19 protein-coding genes are annotated in these 21,001 nt (G+C 50.8%); 10 read left to right on the forward strand and 9 right to left on the reverse strand.

What is annotated here, in order from left to right:
* Nucleotides 1-21: 21 nt before the first annotated feature.
* From H6859_05450 to petA, 4 genes are all read right to left on the reverse strand, one after another.
* Nucleotides 22-369 carry a hypothetical protein gene (locus H6859_05450; protein USO06602.1) on the reverse strand — a complete coding sequence of 116 codons (348 nt, stop codon included), beginning with the start codon at nucleotides 367-369 and terminating at the stop codon, nucleotides 22-24.
* 110 nt (nucleotides 370-479) lie between these two features.
* Nucleotides 480-1,241 (reverse strand): cytochrome c1, encoded by a 762-nt coding sequence (locus tag H6859_05455; GenBank protein USO06603.1) that lies wholly within the window; start codon nucleotides 1,239-1,241, stop codon nucleotides 480-482.
* A gap of 16 nt (nucleotides 1,242-1,257) precedes the next feature.
* The gene (locus tag H6859_05460; protein USO06604.1) at nucleotides 1,258-2,544 is read right to left on the reverse strand and encodes a cytochrome b/b6; all 1,287 of its coding nucleotides are present in this window, start codon (nucleotides 2,542-2,544) and stop codon (nucleotides 1,258-1,260) included.
* A 27-nt stretch (nucleotides 2,545-2,571) separates the two neighbouring features.
* Complete coding sequence (petA, locus tag H6859_05465) at nucleotides 2,572-3,096, reverse strand: ubiquinol-cytochrome c reductase iron-sulfur subunit (protein USO06605.1); 525 nt, start codon at nucleotides 3,094-3,096, stop codon at nucleotides 2,572-2,574.
* 145 nt (nucleotides 3,097-3,241) lie between these two features.
* On the opposite strand from petA, the gene H6859_05470 reads away from it, so the two are divergent.
* The 3 genes from H6859_05470 to H6859_05480 all read left to right on the forward strand — a co-directional run bounded on the left by H6859_05470 (nucleotide 3,242) and on the right by H6859_05480 (nucleotide 4,908).
* On the forward strand, nucleotides 3,242-3,697 hold the full coding sequence (locus H6859_05470) for a tRNA (cytidine(34)-2'-O)-methyltransferase (protein ID USO06606.1): 456 nt from the start codon (nucleotides 3,242-3,244) through the stop codon (nucleotides 3,695-3,697).
* Nucleotides 3,694-4,593 (forward strand): oxygen-dependent coproporphyrinogen oxidase, encoded by a 900-nt coding sequence (gene hemF / locus H6859_05475; GenBank protein ID USO06607.1) that lies wholly within the window; start codon nucleotides 3,694-3,696, stop codon nucleotides 4,591-4,593. Before H6859_05470 ends, hemF begins: the two co-directional genes overlap by 4 nt.
* A gap of 126 nt (nucleotides 4,594-4,719) precedes the next feature.
* Nucleotides 4,720-4,908, forward strand: a complete 189-nt coding sequence (locus H6859_05480; protein USO06608.1) for a hypothetical protein — start codon at nucleotides 4,720-4,722, stop codon at nucleotides 4,906-4,908.
* A gap of 13 nt (nucleotides 4,909-4,921) precedes the next feature.
* Here H6859_05480 and H6859_05485 read toward each other — a convergent pair whose 3' ends face one another.
* The gene (locus H6859_05485; GenBank protein USO06609.1) at nucleotides 4,922-6,106 is read right to left on the reverse strand and encodes a CCA tRNA nucleotidyltransferase; all 1,185 of its coding nucleotides are present in this window, start codon (nucleotides 6,104-6,106) and stop codon (nucleotides 4,922-4,924) included.
* Nucleotides 6,107-6,184: 78 nt separating this feature from the next.
* Here H6859_05485 and H6859_05490 point away from each other — a divergent pair, with 78 nt between their 5' ends.
* The 4 genes from H6859_05490 to H6859_05505 are packed head-to-tail and all read left to right on the forward strand — an operon-like array spanning nucleotide 6,185 to nucleotide 12,873.
* Nucleotides 6,185-7,183 (forward strand): AAA family ATPase, encoded by a 999-nt coding sequence (locus H6859_05490; GenBank protein ID USO06610.1) that lies wholly within the window; start codon nucleotides 6,185-6,187, stop codon nucleotides 7,181-7,183.
* A gap of 4 nt (nucleotides 7,184-7,187) precedes the next feature.
* A complete protein-coding gene (locus H6859_05495) occupies nucleotides 7,188-8,042 on the forward strand; it encodes a DUF58 domain-containing protein (GenBank protein USO06611.1) in 855 nt (284 codons plus the stop codon).
* Nucleotides 8,039-10,774 carry a DUF4159 domain-containing protein gene (locus H6859_05500; GenBank protein ID USO06612.1) on the forward strand — a complete coding sequence of 912 codons (2,736 nt, stop codon included), beginning with the start codon at nucleotides 8,039-8,041 and terminating at the stop codon, nucleotides 10,772-10,774. The genes H6859_05495 and H6859_05500 overlap by 4 nt, the downstream gene beginning before the upstream one ends.
* Nucleotides 10,771-12,873: a hypothetical protein gene (locus H6859_05505; protein ID USO06613.1), complete on the forward strand. Its 2,103-nt coding sequence runs from the start codon at nucleotides 10,771-10,773 to the stop codon at nucleotides 12,871-12,873. The genes H6859_05500 and H6859_05505 overlap by 4 nt, the downstream gene beginning before the upstream one ends.
* On the opposite strand, the gene H6859_05510 is transcribed toward H6859_05505, so the two are convergent.
* The 3 genes from H6859_05510 to H6859_05520 all read right to left on the reverse strand — a co-directional run bounded on the left by H6859_05510 (nucleotide 12,870) and on the right by H6859_05520 (nucleotide 17,778).
* On the reverse strand, nucleotides 12,870-14,861 hold the full coding sequence (locus tag H6859_05510) for a response regulator (GenBank protein USO06614.1): 1,992 nt from the start codon (nucleotides 14,859-14,861) through the stop codon (nucleotides 12,870-12,872). The two genes, H6859_05505 and H6859_05510, sit on opposite strands and share 4 nt — an antisense overlap.
* A gap of 17 nt (nucleotides 14,862-14,878) precedes the next feature.
* On the reverse strand, nucleotides 14,879-15,571 hold the full coding sequence (locus H6859_05515) for a response regulator transcription factor (protein ID USO06615.1): 693 nt from the start codon (nucleotides 15,569-15,571) through the stop codon (nucleotides 14,879-14,881).
* Between the two features lie 167 nt (nucleotides 15,572-15,738).
* The gene (locus H6859_05520; GenBank protein USO06616.1) at nucleotides 15,739-17,778 is read right to left on the reverse strand and encodes a lytic transglycosylase domain-containing protein; all 2,040 of its coding nucleotides are present in this window, start codon (nucleotides 17,776-17,778) and stop codon (nucleotides 15,739-15,741) included.
* Nucleotides 17,779-17,790: 12 nt separating this feature from the next.
* On the opposite strand from H6859_05520, the gene H6859_05525 reads away from it, so the two are divergent.
* The 3 genes from H6859_05525 (at nucleotide 17,791) to smpB (ending at nucleotide 19,591) form a co-directional block, all read left to right on the forward strand.
* Nucleotides 17,791-18,687: a 4-hydroxy-tetrahydrodipicolinate synthase gene (locus H6859_05525; GenBank protein USO06617.1), complete on the forward strand. Its 897-nt coding sequence runs from the start codon at nucleotides 17,791-17,793 to the stop codon at nucleotides 18,685-18,687.
* A 64-nt stretch (nucleotides 18,688-18,751) separates the two neighbouring features.
* Complete coding sequence (locus H6859_05530) at nucleotides 18,752-19,066, forward strand: hypothetical protein (protein ID USO06618.1); 315 nt, start codon at nucleotides 18,752-18,754, stop codon at nucleotides 19,064-19,066.
* 36 nt (nucleotides 19,067-19,102) lie between these two features.
* Entirely contained in the window at nucleotides 19,103-19,591 is a 489-nt protein-coding gene (smpB, locus tag H6859_05535; protein USO06619.1) for an SsrA-binding protein SmpB, read from the forward strand.
* Between the two features lie 114 nt (nucleotides 19,592-19,705).
* Here smpB and recA read toward each other — a convergent pair whose 3' ends face one another.
* Entirely contained in the window at nucleotides 19,706-20,833 is a 1,128-nt protein-coding gene (gene recA / locus H6859_05540) for a recombinase RecA (protein ID USO06620.1), read from the reverse strand.
* Nucleotides 20,834-21,001: the final 168 nt, after the last annotated feature.

Raw genomic sequence — 21,001 nt, forward strand, 5'->3', positions numbered from 1 at the left:
AATACTTTGTTGTTGGAGGTGTTATTCGCTTTCCTTGAGACAGCGCACATCGCTTGCATTCTTTTTATCATAGTAAGGCTGTAAAATTTTGATAGCTTGCGCTCGCCTACTCTTCGACAGGATAGCCATAAATACCGCTGGTAAAAAGGGTAAAAGCAACAAAAGAACAACAAGAGGGTTGTGGACAATGTAGGCCGGATTTCCATGCCCTAAAATTTCAAAGATATAGCCAGAGATGACGAATGCAGACAACATGCAACCTATCGCCATAAACCGGTAAAACTTGGCGCGAATAAGCTTTTCTTTTGCACATGTCTTATCTGCACATTCCTTGTCGATTTGAGCAGTCTTTTGGGCGTTGGTTGACATTTTAACTATCCCCGTACAAATGCAAGTACATATTCACGAATGAGCCCCGGAAACATTCGTTTTTATCAGACTACCAGCTTTTCATTAGTAAAGCCTAGTGAAGGCACAACCTAATGTACACTTGCCCAGATTTTCTTTTTAATTCCATAAAAAATAGAAGCAAAAACCAGCAGAAACAGCAAGACTTTCACGCCTGTGCGCTTACGCGCTTCTAAAGACGGCTCAGCAGCCCAGGTAAGGAATTGCACAACATCGTGAGCATATTGCCCAGTTGTTTGCAAGCTTCCGTCTTCATACTGGACAGCGCCATCGGATAAAGGCGGGGCCATGGCGATAACGTGGCCGGACATATATTCATTATAATGCTGGCCGTCGAGAAGTTCTACCTCTGCCGGCGCTTCTTCATAGCCGGTCAAAATTGCGTAAACATAGTTCGGTCCGTCATGACGAGCCTTGGTAATCAAAGACAGGTCCGGCGGCAAGGCATTGTTGGCAGCCTTGGCGGCGTTATCATTCGGGTATGGTGAGGGAAAGCGATCGGACGGCAACGCCGTACGCTCATTAACCTCACCCTCTTCATCAGGCACATCCATGACGCTATATTCCGCAGCAATCGCCTTAACCTGATCCTCGCTATAGCCCAGATCGGTCAAATTCCGAAAAGCAACACGCTTGAGGGAATGACAGGCCGAACAAACCTCGCGGTAAACTTTGAGGCCGCGCTGCATCGCAGCCCGGTCAAACGTGCCGAACGGACCGTCAAAGCTCCAGCTTTGGCTGGGTGGGTGAACCGTTTCACCGCCAGAGGCAAACGCGCCGGAAACCGGTAGAACCAGCAGAACAAAAAGGATGAGGAGACTTTTTTTATACATTGTTCTTAATATCCTTTTATTTTGCGTGTTTGGCCAAAACGGCTTCATGGATGGACGGCGGCAATTCGCGACCTTTTTCAAACTTGCTGAGCCATGGCAGGATGACGATGAAGAAGGCGAAATAATAGCCGGTTGCACCAAGGCCGAAATAGCTGAGCGGAATGTGGAATATCTCTGCGTCAGCGGCCTGTGAACCCACGTAGCCGAGAAAGACAAAGTCAACCAGCAACAGCAGCAGGAACAAGCGATAGAGCGGGCGGAAACGCGCGCTGCGGATCGGGTGACTGTCGAGCCACGGCATCACAAACCACAGCAGGATGGAGCCAAACATCGCAATCACACCGCCGAGTTTGGCCGAAATGATTGTGATCTCCGTAAAAGGGATACCAATCTCAAAGGTAATCGCGCGCAGGATCGCATAGAACGGCAAGAAGTACCATTCAGGCACGATATGCGGGGGGGTGACCAGCGGGTTGGCGGGCGTATAGTTATCAGGGTGGCCCAGCGCGTTGGGCATATAAAAGATAAAGACGCAATAGATGACCAGAAATACAACCAGTCCGAAGCTGTCTTTCATTGTGTAATAAGGGTGGAAAGGCAGCGTGTCTTTTTCAGATTGCGGTTCGAGGCCCAGCGGGTTGTTAGAGCCAGTGACATGCAGCGCCCAGACATGTAAGAAGACGACCGCAAAAATTACAAATGGCAGCAGATAGTGCAGCGCGAAGAAGCGCGTCAGAGTTGGGTTATCGACGCTGAAACCACCCCAGAGCAGTGTCACGATGCTGTCGCCAATCAGCGGAATGGCCGAGAACAGGTTGGTAATCACGGTGGCGCCCCACAGGGACATCTGGCCCCATGGCAGCACATAGCCGATAAAGGCGGTGGCCATCATCAGCAGGAAGATCGCCACACCGAGAATCCATAGCAATTCCCGCGGGCGCTTGTAAGAGCCGTAATACATGCCGCGGAAAATATGGATATAGACCGCAACAAAGAAGAACGATGCGCCGTTCATGTGAATATAGCGAATCAACCAGCCGCCGTTCACATCGCGCATGATGCGCTCGACCGAATCAAAGGACAGCCCAGTGTTGGCCGTGTAGTGCATCGCCAGTACGATGCCGGTGACGATCATCGTGATCAGCATGAACATGGCAATGGCGCCAAAGTTCCAGAAATAGTTAAAGTTTCTGGGCGTTGGAAATACGCCATATTCTTTTTGCATTAACGTGAAAACCGGGAGACGTTCGTCTATCCAGCCTATAAGGGGGTTTTTGAATTCTGCGCGTTCAGTGCTGCCCATTGGTTTTCTCCTTATACCCTCTTATTTTTATCCGATTTTGATCACAGTATCGCTGATGAACTCATATGGCGGAACCATGAGGTTCTTTGGGGCCGGGCCTTTGCGAATACGACCAGATGTGTCGTAGTGCGAACCGTGACAAGGGCAGAACCAGCCATGATATTCGCCGTGCGCATCAGTGGGTTTTTGCCCGCCGGGGATACAGCCAAGGTGGGTGCATACACCAACAACAACCAGCCATTCAGGCTTCTTTACACGCTGTTCGTCGGTTTGCTTGTCAATTAGTGTCGAAATATCGACCTCTCCGGCTTCTTCGATCTGCTCAGCCGTACGGTGTTTGATGAAGACCGGCTTCCCCTGCCACATCACGGTTTTGGAACCGCCAACCGGAATACCGCTAATATCCACCTCGGTGGTCGCCAATGCCAATGTGTCCTTGGCAGGGTTGAGGGAATTGATCATCGGCGCGGCGGCACAGGCTATTCCCACGGCGCCAAAAGCAGCACCTGTAAGTTGCAGGAAATCGCGCCGGTCTTTGCTATCTGCTGTCATAATTTTATCTGTTTTTTGTTTATTTAGGAATGTTCGAACGCATTGTTTTTACTTCTCTCTTTATAAATGATCAAGCCTTCTCTATCACTATTCCATCGATATATTTTATAAATTACACACAATGAAATGAAGGACCGCGGTCATTATGCTCTCAATTGCTCTTTACCAACCGGATATCCCGCAAAATGTCGGGGCCATGATCCGGCTTTGCGCCTGTATGAATGTGGGACTGGAAGTTATTGAACCGTGTAGTTTTCCGTGGGACGTGCGTAAAATACGCCAATCGGCTATGGATTATATTGACCATGTCAATATTGTGCGCCACACATCATGGGATGCCTTTACCGGTGCGCATGAGGGGCGACGGGTTGTGCTTATGAGCACGAAAGCGGCTGTGCCCTATGTGGATTTTGAATTTCGTGATGATGATATTTTACTGGCCGGCAGCGAGAGCGCAGGCGTGCCGCAAGAGGTGCATGAGTCGGTCGATGCGCGAGTGCTCATTCCGATGCATGGGGTGATGCGTTCGTTGAATATTGTCAATGCGAGTTCTATGATTTTGGGTGAATCTTTAAGGCAAACGCGATGGAGCGCCGTATGAACGATTGGGATGAACGAAAGGCGCAGGCCAGCGTCTGGTTCAGGCGGTTGCGCGATAATATTTGCGCAGAGTTTGAGACGATTGAAGGCGAGCTTTCCGGTAGCAATAAAGCCGATCTAGCGCCCGGCGCGTTTGAGCGCAGCCCGTGGGCCCGGGAAAACAACGACGAGCCGAATGAATCGGGTTCTATCCTGAAGGGCGGCGGTGAAATGTCTATCATGCGGGGGCGCGTGTTTGAAAAGGTCGGGGTGAATATTTCAGAGGTTTACGGTGTTTTTTCCGAAGAGTTTGCGGCGCGGGTGCCGGGGGCCAACAAATCAGGCGGGCAGTTCTGGGCGTCCGGGATTTCTCTGGTGGCGCATATGCAAAGCCCTCTTGTGCCGGCGGTGCATATGAATACGCGGATGATTGTGACCTCCAAGGGATGGTTTGGCGGCGGGGCGGATTTAACCCCGATGTTTCCGAATGAAGATGATACGCGCGCGTTTCACGGCGCTTTGCAAGAATGCTGTGATAGGCATGATCCGAATTATTACAAGGCGCATAAGGAATGGTGCGACCGGTATTTCTTCCTGCCGCATCGCGGCGAGCCGCGCGGGGTTGGCGGGATTTTCTATGATTATCTCGATTCTTCGGACACTGGCGGGGATTGGACGGCGGATTTCGCCTATACACAGGATGTTGGGCGGACCTTTCTGGCGATTTACCCGCAAATCGTGCGTACGCACATGAATGAAGGCTGGAGCGCAGAAGAGCGGCAATTTCAACTGATCAAGCGCGGACGCTACGTCGAATACAACCTGCTGTATGATCGCGGGACGCAATTCGGCCTGAAAACCGGCGGAAACACTGAGGCGATCCTGATGTCGATGCCCCCGGAAGTGAAGTGGCCGTAGGCATCAAAGTTAATAAATAATACCACTTTATACTTTTTTGTTGCATTTCTTGAGCGAGGCATGCTATTTCACACCCCTGTTTTATACTATTATTGAAAATAATAAGCGGCGGAGGCATTAATTAAAATGAGTTCAAAATTTGAGGCAGCATCAAAAAAATTAAATGAAGATCGAAAAACAGCCACAGAACCTCTTGTTTTAAAGCCCGTAGACGGCACACACCTTGCAGATCAAGATGGCACATATTATCGGGTTGTCGAAGCAAGCCATAACGGCGTTGCTCTCGAAGAGGCGCCAGGGGTTTGGAACAAGTAAGGTTCATGGGGCTTTAATTTTTAAACCCACCTTTAATCCACGCGTCTTCGCGGCGCTGGAGTTCTTCGCCGAGCTGTGGGCCGGGTTTGAAACCTTCTTTGATGAGGTCTTCGCCGGTGAGCAGGAAATCGGGAATATCCCAATTCTGAATAATTTTGACGGCCTGAGGGGCATAGCCGTTCATGACGCGGTCGAGAGCCAGTTCGATCATCAATCCTTGCGCGGTGGCGGTGCGGCCATGTTTATATATGGCGACTTTAACGGCGTGATCGTCTTTAAGATCCGGCAGGGCCAAAACTTGATTCAAATTCTCAATATCTTTTTTGAAGACTTTGGGAATCAAAAGAAAATCATCGAAGGCTTTGAGGTTTTTTTCTGCGAATCCGGCGAGAATCAACAGGCGCGCGGCGATGGAGACAAGCCCGTAATTCTTTTGGAAATAACAAAGGGATTTGAGCAGCCTCTCATCATATTCAGGCGTTTTAAATTCTTTCAAAATATCATTTTCAAACATCAATATTAAAACCGTGAGCGGATCATCAACAGAAAGGATTTTGAAAAATTCCTGCGTAATACGCTCTTTGGACAGGGCGGCGATTTTATCGGCGGCGGTGCGGCAAGCGGCAAGAGCTTGCGCGTCAGGCGCGCCATCAGCATAAAGCGCGTGAAAGCGGAAATAGCGCAGGATGCGCAAATAATCCTCGGCAATGCGCTTGCGCGGGTCGCCGACAAACACGACGCGCCGGGCGTGCAGATCTTTGAGCCCGCAGCCCAAAGGATCGTAAATATTTCCTTCCAGATCCATCAGCAGCGTGTTCATGGTGAAATCACGGCGGCGGGCGTCTTCTGCCCAGTCGGTTGAAAACTCCACCACCGCACGGCGACCATCTGTTTCAACATCTTTGCGCAAGGTGGTAATTTCAAACGGTTTGCCGCCCGTGACAGCGGTTACGGTGCCGTGATCGATTCCTGTGGGAATCACTTTGATGCCAGCGGCTTCCAGTTTTTTTGTAACTTCGTCTGGCGTTAAGGCGCTGGCGATATCGATATCATCGACAGACTGTCCGAGCAGCGCATTCCTCACGCATCCGCCAACGAACAAGGCATACCCCTGCCCCAGCGCCTTCATGACGCTCTGCGTTTCGTCTGCCTTCATCCAGTCTTGCGGCTCTAACATCGATACAGGTTTTTGGTCCATAAATGTGCGTTCACCCTTTTCAAATCTCTTAATACCCTTAATATACTTTTTGTTCGCATTCAAAGCAGGAGTTTTTCCGTGACCAAAGCCGCCCCTAAACCTGAAGAGTATTTCGACGAAGCCGCTGCCAAACTGCAGGCTGCCAAAACCGAGATCGAGAAGATTGTAATCGGACAGAGCGATGTCGTGGCCAACACACTCATTACGCTGGCTTCTGGCGGGCATGTGCTGCTCATCGGTGTGCCGGGACTGGCAAAAACCCTGCTGGTTGATACGGCAGCGACAGCGCTGGGGCTGGACAGCAACCGGGTACAATGTACGCCGGATTTGATGCCCGCCGATATTGTAGGCTCGGAAGTTTTGGAAGATGACAACTCAAAAGAAGGTGGGGGCAGCCGCGCCTTTCGCTTTATCAAGGGGCCGGTTTTTACACAATTACTGATGGCCGATGAGATCAACCGCGCCTCACCCCGTACACAAAGCGCTCTGCTGCAAGCCATGCAAGAGCGCAGCGTCAGTGCGGGGGGAGAAACTCACATGCTGCCCGAACCATTCCATGTTTTGGCGACGCAAAATCCGATTGAGCAGGAAGGGACATACCCCTTGCCCGAGGCGCAGCTTGACCGATTCCTGATGCAAGTTGATGTTGAATATCCCGACGAACAAGCAGAGCGCGATATTATTTTGGCCACAACAGGCACAGATCAAGCCAGCGCCGCGCAAGCGATGAGCGCTCAGGATTTGCTGAATATACAGACTCTCGTACGGGCGATACCGATTGGCGAACAAGTGGTTGAAGCGATTTTGAAGCTGGTGCGCTCTGCCCGGCCCGGTGAGAGCTCTCCTGAATTGGTTAATGAGTATGTGAGCTGGGCGCCGGGGCCGCGCGCTTCGCAGGCTTTAATGCTGGCGACACGGGCGCGGGCTTTGCTCGACGGGCGCAGCGCGCCTTCGATTGATGACGTGATTGCGCTTGCCGTGCCGGTTTTGCAACACCGCATGGCGCTAAATTATAAAGCTCATAGCGAAGCTTTGGACGAAGCGTATATTATCAGGAACTTAAGCGAAAATTTATAAGCTCATGCGCTTGCTCCCCTTAAGATCTGAAGCTGAACGCGCTGCTGCGCAGATTCCCGATTTGCGGGCGCTGGCCGTTAAAACTGCGTTTCATGTTTTGCACGGGGCCAATCCGCGCAAACGCCCCGGTGCGGGTGAAGCGTTCTGGCAATTCCGTGAATATCAGCCGGGCGATATGCCGTGCGCAATTGACTGGCGGCAAAGCGCGAAGGGGGATCGAATCTTTATTCGCCAGAAAGAGCAGCATAACGCACAAAGCTGTCTTTTCTGGACCAAGCGCAACGCAGATATGAATTTTAAATCCGATACGTGTCGTTTTGATAAAAAACATGTTGCCGGTGTGCTAGCTCTGACGCTAGCGCTACTCCATAGCCGCGGCGGAGAGATGATCGGTTTTGCCGGAACGCAGCGACCAGGCCATTCTGAAAAAACGCTGAGCAGCTTTGAACATATCTTGATGCGCACAGATCCATGCGCCCTGCCCCGGTCGATTTCTATTCCACGCCATGCGCATTTTTATGCCTTAAGCGACTTTCTCGAACCTATTGCAAATATAAGGGCGGCGCTTAAACCGCTGGCCGAATGCACACGCAATGGCTGGATGGTTGTGATTTTAGATCCAGCAGAACTGGCCCTGCCTTATGAGGGGCGCATTCATTTTGAAGACATGGCAGGCGAACGGCGCGTCATGATTGATAATGCGCGCGATATTCGCGAGGCTTATCAGACGCGGATGGAAGCGCATCTTCAGGATTTACAAGCATTGGCCGCCGGCTGGGGCTGGAAGTTTATTGTGCATTCCAGCGATAGGCTTCTGGAGGAAACGGTGCTGCAGATCTGGCTGGAGAATGCGCAATGATCGGCGGGCTGTTCGGATCGCTGGCATTTCTCAACCCTTGGGCTTTAACGGCCCTGCTGGCCCTGCCTGTTGTTTACATCCTGCTGCGCATTACACCGCCAGTACCCAAAACGGTCGCCTTTCCAGCTGTACGTTTACTGGACGGGTTAGAGCCGAAAGAACATACGCCGAGCCATACGCCGTGGTGGATTTTGCTGCTACGCCTGTTGATGGCGGCTTTATTGCTGCTGGCGTTAGCGCGGCCGGTGTTGAACCCTTCGCAAAGCGCAGGCACGAATGGGCCGCTTTTGCTAATGATTGATAACGGCTGGGGCGCTGCGCAGAACTGGGGTGACATTCAAAGCGCGGCCATCAGCGAAATTGAACAGGCGGGACGACAAAAACAAAATATCACTATTCTTACCAGCGCTCCTGAAGCCGATACAAAAGCCCCGCAGGTCTATGGGCCGGTGACGGTGAGCGATGCGCTGTCATTCGTGCGCGCTCTTAAGCCATACCCCTGGCCTGCAGCACTTGGAGCGCTGCGCGGCATTTTGCCTGATCTTTCCGATGCGCACGTATTATGGCTCAGTGACGGGCTTGAAAAACCCGGACAACCTGCCTTGATCAGGGCCTTGGCGGCGCAGAGCAAGAATGGAAAAGTCATATTTCACGTTCCGGCGCAGGGCTCTTTGCCCTTGAGTCTAAAAAGCCCGGAGAAGTTCCATAGCCAGCCGTCAATTATGATTGATGGGCCGCATAATCTGGAGCCGAACGCACCGGTGCGGGTGCAGCTTTTAAGCGCGCAAGGGAAAATCCTTGATGACAAGCTCGTGGAGACAGACGGGCAATCTTTTCCCGTTAGCGTTTCATTTGATTTGCCTCAGGCCCAAAGAAATCAGGCCAGCGCATTTCGTATTACCGGACAAAATACAGCGGCGGCGCATTATTTCATGGACGCAAGCGGCGGACCGAAAACAGTGGCTATCATCGCACCGGAAGAAGCGGCGCAGGCGTCGCAACTGACCGAAGACAGTTTTTACCTGATTAAAGCTTTGGAGCCTTACACCACGCTTTTACAAGGGCCGCTTGGTGAAATTATAGATCAAGATCCGTCAATGATTGTGTTGCCTGATATTGGCGTTCTTCCGCCGGAAACTCTCAACGGGTTAAGTGCGTGGGTCGAGGCTGGCGGCTTGCTGCTGCGCTTTGCCGGACCAACCATGACAACACAGGCGCGCGGGCAAGACACACTTGTGCCGACGCCTTTGCGCAGCGAAGCGCGGAACGTTAAAGGCTCTCTGAGTTGGGATAAGCCTCTTGCCGCCACGCCGATTGCTCCGGACAGCCCGCTTTATGGTTTGGATGCGGATGAAGATTTGCGGGTATCGGGGCAAATCCTGCCGGAATTTTCTTCCGATCTGGAGGACAAGACATGGATGCAGCTTGAAGACGGAACGCCGCTGATCACGGCGGCGCAGCGTGGCGGCGGGCTGATCGTTATGGTTCATACGACGGCCTCGCCGGAATGGTCGAACCTGCCGCTTTCAGGATTTTATGTCCAGCTTCTCAAACATTTGTTAAAATTTTCAGGTCATAGCGGGGCTTTGAGTCTTGATCAAAGCGGCATGCTCCAGCCGGTTCAAATGCTTGACGGATTTGGCAGTTTGCAAAGCCCGGCGGCGCATGTTTTGCCGATTGATGCGGCTGACTTTGAGAAACAAACGCCAATGCCGCAACATCCGCCCGGTTTTTATGGGCGCGGCGGTTTGCAAAAAGCGCTTAATCTCGGTGATCATTTGCCACCGCTGCGTGCAAGTCTTGGCGGTGATGGAATGGTGCTTAAAACCTATGACCGGGCATTTGAAAAGGATCTTGCGCCGCTTTTGCTGAGCGCAGCCTTTGTTTTATTCCTGCTCGATGCGCTGATTATGCTGTTTCTTTCGAGCGCAAAATGGCCGCGCTTATCTTTTAAGGGAAAAACGGTTGCGGTATTGATACTGCTGGCTTTTTCCGCTCCGGCCCGTGCGCAAATTCCGCAAGAATCGCAAGACTTAACACTGGCTTATGTCCGCACAGGCAATGTCAGTATTGACGCGCTCAGCGAAAAGGGGCTGAAGGTTCTGGCGGTGGCTTTGAATATGCGCACTTCGGCTGAACCCAAACATGTGCGCGGGGTTTCACTGGAAACAGATACGCTCGTATTCTATCCTCTTCTTTATTGGCCGATCAGCGCCGCGCAAGAACCGCCCGGCGCCGAAGCACTGCAAAACCTGCAGGCTTATCTTGATCATGGCGGCAGTATTTTAGTCGATACGCGCGACGGGCAGAAATCATCGCCTGCCCTGCGCAAGGTTTTAAGCGGTTTGAATATTCCGCCGCTTTCTCCCTTACCGGAAGACCATGTTTTGAATAAAACTTTTTACCTGCTGAAAAGTTATCCCGGGCGCTATGAAGGCGCGCCGCTTTGGGTTGAGGGACAAAGTGCAGGCGGACGGGATGGCGTGTCTTCCGTTATTCTCGGCTCTCATGACTGGGTTGGCGCCTGGGCAGAGCTTAATATCGTTACGCGTGGGGGGCAGCAATATTTGAGCGGCATGACTCCGCGCCATGAGCAATCGCTGCGCTTTGGGGTTAACCTTGTGATGTATGCGCTTACGGGTAATTATAAAGCTGACCAAGTGCATGTTCCACATATCCTGGAGCGTTTGGGACGCGGCAGCCCTGCCAGAAACGGAAGGAGCCACCCGTGAATAATTTAAGTGCTCAATCGCTTAGCCTGCATTTCACTCCTCTTATCCCTGAGGCGATGCTTTGTACGTTTGGATTGTTGGCGCTGGTGCTGGTATTGGCCAAAATTTTTACCGCCGGGCGCTTTCCGATTTTTCGTGCGCTGTGTTTTGCATTCTTTCTCTTTATTTTGGCCGGGCCGTCTGTGCATACCGAGAAACGAGAGGCTGTTCCCAGCGTCGTTGCCGTTGTCCTTGATGAAAGCGCCAGTCAGGATTTCGGCCAACGCAAAGTGCGCAGTCTTGATGCTCTGGAGTATTTGCAAAATACAATTGAGCGTAATGAATCCTTAGAGATGCGTTTGGTGAAGGGACCACATGATGGCGCGCTAGCCAGCAGCACGAACTTGTTTGAGTCCTTAGAAACCGCTCTGGCCGATGTGCCGGAAGGGCGGCGTGCAGGCGTTATTATCATCAGCGACGGGCAAGTTCACGACATTCCAGATGTTGAAAAGCTTCAAGAATCCTACGGCCCGGTTCATCTGCTTCTCACCGGTGAAAAGAACGAAACGGACAGGCGGATTGTTGTCACGAATGCCCCGGCCTTTGGCATTGTCGGGCAGGACATCGATGTACGGTTCCGTATAGAGGATAGCGGCGCTTTGCACGAAACGCATGTGCAGGTGAGCTTGCAAATGAGCGACGGTACGGTACGCCGCGATGTAGCCCGCGTCGGTGAAGAGCACACGATGAGCCTGCCGGTGCATCATGCAGGGCAAAATGTGTTTGAACTTTTTGTTGAGCCTTTGCCTGGCGAGCTGACAGAACGCAACAACCGGGCGGCAATTGATTTTCAAGGTGTGCGTGACCGGCTGCGCGTTTTGCTGGTTTCGGGCAAGCCGCATGCGGGCGGGCGTACATGGCGCGATCTTCTGACCGGAGATCCCAGTGTTGATCTGGTGCATTTCACGATTTTGCGTGAGCCCGATAAAGTCGATGCCACGCCGCAAAATGAAATGTCGCTGATCGCGTTTCCATTTCGTGAATTGTTCGAACTTAAACTCTATGACTTTGATCTGATCATTTTTGACCGATACCGACTGAACCGTATTTTGCCGGATCATTATTTCCGTAATATCGCGCGCTATGTTGAGAAAGGCGGAGCCTTTTTGGAGGCCAGCGGTCCGGCCTATGCCAGCGAAGATTCGATTTATTATACGGCGCTGCGCGACATTCTTCCGGGCGTTCCCAATGGCCAGGTTTATGAGCAGGCCTATACTCCCAAAATCACAACTCTCGGCCAGGGTCACCCGGTAACTCGCAGTTTACTTTGGTCGGGGGGCGGCAGCATGCGCAAAGACAAAAAAACGCCCTGGGGGCCATGGCTACGTCAGATTGGCTTGCAGAATGTTAAAGGGCATGTGTTGATGCACGGCATTGATGAGCGCCCTTTGTTGATCTTAAATCATGTTGGGAAGGGGCGCGCAGCGCAGATTGCCAGTGATCATATCTGGCTGTGGTCACGCGGATATGAAGGCGGCGGGCCACACGGCGAACTGTTACGGCGCGTCGTGCACTGGCTGATGAAAGAGCCGGAGCTTGATGAGCAGATTTTGGATGTACGCGTAGACGGGCATACATTGATTTTACGCCGGGCGGCGTTTGAACGCAGCAAAGATGTTGTCAAAATGCGCGCGCCCGATGGCCGTGAAGAAGAACTTGCTTTAACCCCTACGCAAAATGGTTTGCTGGAGCATTTCCACCGGGCCAAACAAAACGGCATTTATCGTTTTGAGACCGCAGATGGCGGTTTACGTTTTGCGGTGGTTGGCGAAGTTGATCCGCCGGAATTTCGCAATGTTTTGAGTAGCGCTGAATTGCTTCAACCGCTTTTGGAGCATAGCCGGGGAAAAGCCTTGTGGCTTAAAGATACGCCGCGCCCACGTCTGCGGATGATGCGCCACGGCCCTTACGGCGGGCAAGACTGGATTGGATTGCAAGATACCCAGGCTTTCAATGTGATTGGCGCCGAGGAGAAGCCTGCGATCACGCTTTGGCTTTCCTTGACGCTTATACTCGCGCTGATGCTCGGGACATGGTTTTATGAAGGGCGCAGACGCTAAATAGCGGCGGCTTTTTTCGTTGGGCTGTTCGCAGTTCCTTTTAAAACCTCAGACAGCGTTTTGGCCAAAATCTTCTGGCTTACAGGTTTGCGCAAAACGTCTTTTAGAGCCGGTTGTTCTTGCATAAATTCAAGAAGCTTTTCCTCGCTATAGCCTGTCAAAATAACAAACGGCAATTCGGGAAAATCAAAACTGGATTGACGAATGAGTTCAGTTCCGGTCATTTTTGGCATGTTTTGGTCGGTTAGCACGAGATCATATTCTCCGGGCTTTTCACACAGCATATCTGAAGCTTCCAGCCCATTTCTGGCCGTTTCAACGTCGTAGCCCAAACGCTTGAGCATGGTGCTTGTCATTTCGCGTACTTCGTCTTGATCCTCTACTAATAAAACAAGACCTCCATGCGTTTCCAGCTCATGCATGTCTATATCTGTTTCGCTTTGTTCATCCACTTTGCTTAAGGGAAACAGAAGATCAAATTTGGTGCCTTTGCCCAATACGCTTTCAATAAACAATGCGCCGCGATGGGATGTCATTGTCCCGTGTACACTGGCCAACCCCAGACCAGTGCCTTTGTGCACGTCTTTGGTGGTGAAAAACGGCTCGAAAATATGTTCCATTATCATGCGGCTCATGCCTGTGCCGGTATCGGAAACTGAGAGCTTGATATATTGATGGTTGCGGCTTACCGTTCCAAAATGCAGATAAGTCTGGCCCTGCTCTCCTTCTTCAATGCTGATAAGCGGCGTGTCTTCCATGGCAGGCAGATCATCACTCACGGACGTCATAGGAATATCATTCATCACATCGACGGTTTTCAGAGATATGCTTAAAACCCCTTCATCATCGCGCATTGCGTCACGCGCATTTACACACAGATTCATAATTGCTTGTGCAATCTGTGTTGCGTTGCCTTCTATTGGCGCGGGCATAACCTGAATGTCCGTATGTACTGCGATTTTTTTGGGCAGCGTTGCTTTCAGCATGGAGATGCTCTCATTCAACGGTCCACACAAATCAATATTTTCAACATCGCCATCCTGACGGCGGGAAAACGCAAGTATCTGGTCGATGAGAGCGCGGGCCTGATAGCCTGCTTTTAAGATATTGTCTGCATATTTTTTCTGCGGACTATCTTCGTCCAAATCTTCTGTCAAAAATTCGGCATAGCCATTTATCGCGGCTAAAATATTATTAAAGTCGTGTGCGATCCCCCCGGCAAGACGCCCTATGGCTTCCATTTTTTGGGCCTGTGCGAGCTGATTTTGTATCTCTTTCTTTTCGGCGCTGGCTTTTTCAATTTCAGTTACATCGCGAGCCGTACCAATAAAGCCACCATCTGACAGACGGGTCATAGACAACTCTGCTGTGATTGCCCTGCCATCCCGACGCAAAAGTTTTGATGTATCATGCCAGAACCCTTCGCGTTCAAACTGTGGGAGTACGTGATTTTTTATGTAAGCCTGATTTTCATCGCTATATAATTTGAGCCAGAAATGGCCGATATAGTCTTCCTTTTGCTCCTCAGCTACGCCATAAATATCCGCTAACGCCTTGTTCATATAGGTGAGGAGCCCTTGCGGGTCGACGATAGCAATTCCTTCGAAAGATGCTTCAATCGCCGCCAACCTGTGTTCTAAAAGTTTGAGCGATTTTTGCCGTTCTTTATTGGCTTCGACCAGTTTCCTCAGATGATCGGCATTTATGATCAATAATAAAAACCCTGTGAGCGCAATCGCTATAACAGACCAATAAAGATTTTTTTCTTGAGTCTGGACGCCTTTAGTCAGAATTTTTATTTTACGTCCGGCAGCCGAATCTGAAAATCCAGGATGTTGGGTTAAAATCATCTGGTAGTGCTGACGAAGCAGATTTTGCTCAGATGAAAGCTTTATGGATGTATGCAAGGTGAGCATCCCTACACCTAGAATGATAAGACCGGGAATAAATAAAAAGAGGTGATAATAGCGGCGAAAAAAATTTAACATCGCGCTTTCTTAAGCTCCTACCCTGCGCCCAGCGCAAGACCATTTTCTCGGGCGATGAGTGCTGCCTGCGTCCGATTTTTTGCCTCAAGTTTACGGCAAATACCGCGCACATGGAGCTTTACCGTTACCACTTTCAGGCCAAGATGATTGGCTATTTCCTTGTTAGATGCTCCAGTCGTGAGGTGTTTAAGAACTTCTTGCTCTCTGGGTGTTAGTTTAAAATTCTTTTCCGGCTGTTTTGCTTGTGGCGGTACATTATTCTCACAGGCAGGTGCTGACAGCGGGATATCATTGTAATATGCGGGCATTAACTGTTGCGTCTTATGATCTGTGGGAATAAAAATTTCCCCCTCTAAAACGCGGCCAATTGCTTGCAGCAAGGCTTTTCCAGAAAGCGTCTTGGGAAAATAACCAACCGCGCCTAAATCCATTGCGGCGCGGACATCTTCAGGCTCCGCAATGCCGGACATCAAAGCTACTGGAGTTTCAGGAAAGGCCTTGCGCATTTTTTCAAAGCCTTGCAGCCCGTCCATACCCGGCATACGAAGATCCAGCAAAATAAGATCCTGCTTTCCGTCCTTTTGCATATGCTCATAGGCCCCATGGAAATCTTTTGCTACGGATACTTCCGCATCGGGATCAGAGCGTTCAATATATTGAACAAGCGCGTCACGAAAAAGCGTATGATCATCTGCGAGCAGCAGCTTCATGATAGTCCTTCCCCCAATATAATGCGGCTTAATAAATAAAGCCCGAACCCCACAACCTATACTTTAGCTTATTTTGGTGAAAAAATCATAAAAAAAATATACGCTTTATTTAAAATACATATAAAAATGCAGAGGTAATTCTTTAAGCCCTTGCTTTATCAAGTCTTTTATTGCTGCGTCAGGGCGATATGAAGAGGCGCTTCGGACGGTCTTTGAACCTTCTGCAATCGCAACCTGTAGACGTAAACTGATTCCATAACGCGCTGCACATAGTTACGGGTTTCATAAATCGGTATCATTTCTATCCAGTCGATCCAATCAACCTCTCGGGTACGTGGATCGCCAAATGTTTTGAGCCATTGGTCAACGCGCCCTGGGCCGGCATTATAGGCCGCAATTGCAAGAGGATAGGCACCGTCATAACGCCGAATCATATCGAATAAATACTGTGCGCCGAGACGAATATTATGCTGCGGATTACTGGTGAGCCATACGGTGTTATGCGCAATGCCCATTTTACGTGCTGTTTCCTCGGCTGTCGCAGGCATGAGTTGCATCAAACCGCGAGCGCCTGCCGGACTTTGCGCCTTCACATCAAACATGCTTTCCTGACGGATAAGCGCGTGGATAAGCGCCCACTCCAAATCAATATCACGCAATTGGTGTGTAATAACAGGATATGACTGCGCCGTCAGGAATAAACCCTTTTTAGTCGCCTCTTTCGAAATACGTACAGCTTCGTGCGTCTGACCGTTTTTAATAGCAAGCTCGGCAGCATATTTATAGGCCTTGGCACTCCCTTCATGCTTTACAAATGCCCATAAGAAACGGCTGCTTTGCTCTTGCATGCCGGCACGGGCAAAAAGCTGCGCGGCCTGAATAAGCTCCGTGCGCTGAAAATCGGCAAGCTCGGCGTCATCAAGTTTGGGCGGCGCAGCACCCGGAAAAGCGCCATCCTGCCCCAGCTTTGCGCCTGCAAGCTGGCCATAAAAGGTTGTTTGGTGTCTGGCGGCTTTTTCGTACCAGTCTTTAGAAATTGACGGGTCTGTGAATTTTGCAGCCGCTTGTCCGGCCCAATAGGCCCCGCGAGACTTACTGACCGGGGTTTGAACATTTTGGTAGAGCGCTTCGAAGTGCTGATAGGCCTGTGTGGGGTTATCTTGAAAACGCAAGGTCAGCCAGCCAGCCATCCACTCTCCTTGCGCATATTCAAAACTGCCGGGTTTTTGAATATGTTTGGAAGCCAGCAGGGCCGCGCTTCTGTATTGGCGTTTTTCTATCATGCGGCGGATGAGAATATGCCGCTCTGTCCACCAATCCTTTGGATTTTGAATTTTTTCAATTGGTGGCGGGCGATGGAGGATTTCAGCGGCGCGCATATCGAGATTGTTTTTGCGCCGCCAGCGCAGGCGCTCATAAAGCAATCCGGCATCGCCTTGCAAGCTGCGCGGTACGGCGTTGATCAGATGGCTTACGGATTTTTTTTCGGCGCGCAGGGCGATTCGAGCTTCGGCGAGTTGCGGATAGCCCTGCCCTAAAACGCCGGCCAAAGCGCGCGCGTTCACATTTTGTCCACGATAAAGCATGGTATCAAAACGGCGCAGATGGGCAGCGCGATCGAGATAGGTGTTGTATTTCCTGAAAATCATCCGCTGATCATCGCGTGACAATGTCGTGCTGGCCCACCAATCGGCAAGGAAGCTCTTGGCGTCGATTGTTTTCCCTGTGGTGATCATTGCAAACATATAGCGATCAACGCCACGCGCAGTACTTGGTTTGTAATCTGTAAACCATGCTAAAATTTCCTCTGGACGTAAGTTTTCCGGCATTTTTTCTTCCGCCCTGCGGCGCAGTTCGTCTATGCCGGGCCATTCCGGATTGTTTCGAATAAACTGTGTCAGGCGGACATAATTTTCGAAATCACCTTTTTGTGAAAAAATCAGCCAATAATATAGTTTTGAAGCTAGCGGATCATGGGTTTCAGCGAAGGCATCATGCGCCAGGTTCCATTGCCCCTGATGGACAAGCTGGAGTGCGCGAATGGTCTGTTTTTGTGCGCGCGCTGATTGCAGCCGGTTGATGGGGCTATCCTTGGGAAATGCACTGGCGGTAATAAATATGCTGAAAATGACGGCTAGAGCGCTGATTTTCTTGCATCTGCGTGTCAGAGCAGATAGATTATGGACCGATTTTGACTGATGAAACACGAAAGACGAACAATGTTTAGAGGCTCTATTACCGCGCTGGTCACCCCGTTTAAAGACGGTAAAATTGATTGGAAAGCGTTTGATAATCTGGTGGAATGGCAGATTGAGCAAGGATCGCACGGGCTTGTGCCTTGCGGAACTACGGGTGAATCGCCAACTTTGTCGCATGATGAACATATGGCCATAGTTAAGCGCTGTGTGGATGTCGTCAAGGGGAGAATTCCTGTTATTGCCGGAACCGGCTCGAATTCCACAAGTGAAGCGATTGAATTGTCTGTTGCAGCCAAAGATGCTGGTGCCGATGCGCATTTAAGCGTTGTGCCTTATTATAACAAGCCCTCACAGGCCGGAATGATTGCGCATTTTACCGCGATTGCCGATGCTGCGGCGTTGCCGATGATCCTATATAATATTCCCGGACGCAGCGTTGTGGATATGGGCAATGAAACCATCGCAACACTGGCTAAACATAAGCATATTGTGGGCGTGAAAGACGCCACCGGGAATGTTGCGCGTGTGGCTGAACTGGTGGCGATGGCCGGCAAGGATTTCTGTCAGCTTTCCGGGAATGATGATTGTGTGGCCGGGTTTTTGGCGCAAGGCGGGCATGGCGTGATTTCCGTTGTATCCAATGTTGCGCCGCGCATGCATGCGGATATGGTCGAGGCGTGGGAAGCTGGTGATCTTAAAACCTTTGCAGCGCTGCGCGACAAGCTTGCGCCGTTGGCACGTGATCTGTTTTGCGAGAGCAGTCCCGCGCCGGTTAAATATGCGGCGCAGCGTTTGGGGCTTTGTCGTGATGAACTACGTCTGCCATTGATTCCGGCGAGCGAGGCCGCCCGTGCGAAAGTCGATGCGGCGCTGGCGCATGCGGGACTTTCGGTGGCGTCGAAGGCTTCGGCGGCGTGAACGTAACCCAGAACGGAAGAATGTATTTTTGAGAATTCTGAAAAAATAACGCGAGGAGAAACATATGAGTCTCAGTGATGACGACCGGAAATGGATAGAAAAAACCATTGCAGAAAAATTCGCTGAATTTTCCCCTCCCCCAAAAAAGAAAAAACGCAAAAAGAAAAGCCCGTTTGGGAACACTTTTAAAAAACACAGCGCCTCTCTTTACGGAGGCGGGGTGGAGCCTTTTTACGGTCACCGCCGCCCTCACAATCTTCAAAATATGAGCTTTCACCAAATTGAAGACCATGTTCTCAGCCTGGGTATTCGCTCTCAAATTCCCGAAGATATGAGATTTAGTTGGGACGAGATCGATGGAAACAATTATAAATTATGAAGTCGTTGGCGATGGCATTGCCGAAGGTACTCGACGATGAGTAAAAAGAAGAAATCCGGATTACTGTCGACCAATGCAACGGTGGCCGATAACAAGCGGGCGCGGTTTGATTATGCGCTGGAGGACAAGTTTGAGGCCGGGATGATGCTACATGGAACGGAAGTGAAGTCACTGCGCCATGGGCAAGCCAATATCAAGGAGGCTTATGTCGGGCCGAAGAATGGAGAAATCTGGCTGTTTAATGCGAATATCCCTGAGTATCAACAAGCCAGCCAGGCGTTGCAGCATGAGCCAAAGCGGCCACGTAAATTGCTGTTGCATAAACGTGAAGTCGATAAATTACTGGGCGCGGTGAGCCGGGAAGGATACGCGATTGTGCCGCTGCGGCTGTATTTTAATGCACGCGGCATGGCGAAGATTGAAATTGCGCTGGCTAAAGGGAAGAGGCAATACGATAAGCGGGAAACCGAGAAAAAGCGCGATTGGGATAAGCAAAAAGGGCGCATTATGCGCGAAAAAGGCTAGTTATCCCACTGTTTTATAAAAGCTTTTTGAGTTATTCAGTTCGTTTTTGATTTTTTTAGGGGGGGGGGGATCAGATCCCCGCTTACGCGGGGATGCATATGTCCAGACCCTAATTTATGCTTTTTTCTTATCATCCGGATGAGTTTCCGGTTCGATTGCCGTTAATTCCGGACCTTCGTCATTATCCGGGCCGGTGAGCATATCTTCAGCAATGAGCCCCGCATTGGCACGAATTTGTTTTTCTAGCTTTTCGGCCATTTTTGGATTTTCCCGCAGGAAGGTCTTGGCGTTTTCCCGTCCCTGCCCGATGCGCTGGCCATCATAGGAATACCAAGCGCCGGATTTTTCCACGGCGTTACCAGCCACACCAAGGTCTAGAAGCTCTCCCATTTTGGATATTCCTTCGCCATACATGATGTCGAATTCGACCTGACGAAATGGCGGAGCCATTTTGTTTTTGACAACTTTGACGCGGGTCTGGTTGCCGACGACCTCGTCTTTATCCTTAATCTGACCGATACGGCGAATGTCAAGACGCACAGAGGAATAGAATTTCAGGGCATTCCCGCCAGTCGTCGTTTCAGGTGAGCCAAACATCACGCCGATTTTCATGCGAATCTGGTTGATGAAAATTACAATGGTGCGCGAACGGGCAATGGTCCCGGTCAGTTTGCGTAAAGCCTGACTCATCAGGCGGGCCTGCAAGCCGACGTGGGCGTCGCCCATTTCACCTTCAAGTTCGGCGCGCGGCACGAGCGCGGCGACCGAGTCCACAACCAGTACATCCAGCGCCCCGGAACGGACCAGCGTATCGGTGATCTCGAGCGCTTGCTCCCCGGCATCGGGTTGGGAGATCAGCAATTCATCCACCTTCACGCCGAGTTTTTTGGCATAACCGGGGTCGAGCGCGTGTTCCGCATCGACGATAGCACAAGTACCACCGGCCTTTTGCGCTTCGGCGATCACATGCAGGGCGAGCGTGGTTTTACCGGAACTTTCCGGGCCATAGACTTCGATAATACGCCCTCGAGGAAGGCCGCCAATCCCTAAGCCAATATCGAGGCCGAGTGAACCGGTGGATATAGCTTCCACGTTCATGGTGTTTTGTTCGCCATTGAGCTTCATAATTGAGCCTTTACCGAAGGCGCGTTCAATTTGCGACAAGGCGGCGTCGAGCGCTTTTTGTTTCTCGGCAGAATTTTGTGTCATTTCATCGTCTTTTCTTAAGGGCGTTACGGACATTGGTTCTCTCCTTTTTTGCATAAATTCCTAGCGGTTGCAATTCAGGGCCGCCAAGGCGTCAAGTAATCTTGAGGACAACAATGTACACATTTTGTTCTCTCGTCAACAAAAAAGAACAAAAAAAGAACTTTTATTTATGAATTGCTTCGGCTATGCCTCGCAATAACA

This window comes from Rhodospirillales bacterium (genome assembly GCA_023898785.1).
Lineage (GTDB): Bacteria > Pseudomonadota > Alphaproteobacteria > Micavibrionales > Micavibrionaceae > TMED27.